The following is a 799-nucleotide window of genomic DNA, read 5'->3' as shown; positions in this document are numbered from 1 at the left end:
ACGGGGTGCGCTGCACCTTACTGGTCTTACGGCTGTCAGCTTGGGCACCACTACCGTCCGAGAGAGCCCACTGCTACATCGAACGCAAAAACGCGCGGGTCGCTGTGCGCTGGTTCGATACCCATTGCCACCTTAACGCCATCATTCGGAGCCATCACCATGCCTATGCCCATGCACACAACTGAGCTGCAATCTACCTACCTTCTCAACAAAGAAACCTGTGCCCGTATGCGTCAGCTGCGTGAGGCCATGGGGTTGAGTCGTCCCAAGTTCGCCGTGAAGTTGGGGATCCCACCAACCACCTTGAAAAACTACGAGCTCGGCTATCGCGAGATCGGCGGTTACCTCCTTTTACAGATCGCCAACCACGGCGAACTCAAAGAGCACATCACATGGCTGATGACCGGCACTGATGCAGCTCAACTTATTCTCACCGCTGACACCGTCAGGCAGCGAAATTAATAAGCCGCCACACCAGGCCGGTTCGCCGGCCTTATCGCTGAGCCTCTATGGCCGGGGGCTCATCAATAAGCCACGCAAGGAGACACCATGGAAATTTCAGGACTTTCAGCAGCAATCTGCAAGACGGCAAACGCCATCCTCAGTGCGCACCAACCATCGCAGCCAGCTATCCAGGAGTTCTGCATTACCAGTGCCTTGGGCGCCCTGGTTGATCTGTCCACTGACTATGGCCTAGCCGATACCCGCCGCCACCTCCTGGACAGGATGAGCAAGATAAAGCGTGGGCAGCATGCCCGTCCCATCGATGAGGAGGTGATGCTATGACAGTTGCTGACAA

2 protein-coding genes are annotated in these 799 nt (G+C 56.4%); both read left to right on the top strand.

Going from position 1 to position 799, the window contains the following annotated elements:
• Positions 1 to 165: 165 nt before the first annotated feature.
• On the top strand, positions 166 to 462 hold the full coding sequence (locus GWQ22_RS21660; RefSeq protein WP_275931650.1) for a helix-turn-helix transcriptional regulator: 297 nt from the start codon (positions 166 to 168) through the stop codon (positions 460 to 462).
• A gap of 87 nt (positions 463 to 549) precedes the next feature.
• Positions 550 to 786 (top strand): hypothetical protein, encoded by a 237-nt coding sequence (locus tag GWQ22_RS21655; protein WP_275931649.1) that lies wholly within the window; start codon positions 550 to 552, stop codon positions 784 to 786.
• The last annotated feature ends 13 nt before the right edge of the window (positions 787 to 799 follow it).

It is taken from the genome of Aeromonas sp. 1HA1 (genome assembly GCF_029237385.1).
In the GTDB taxonomy this organism is placed as follows: domain Bacteria; phylum Pseudomonadota; class Gammaproteobacteria; order Enterobacterales; family Aeromonadaceae; genus Aeromonas; species Aeromonas popoffii.
Note: the sequence above shows the minus strand (reverse complement) of the source record. Positions and strands in the feature narration are given on the sequence as shown.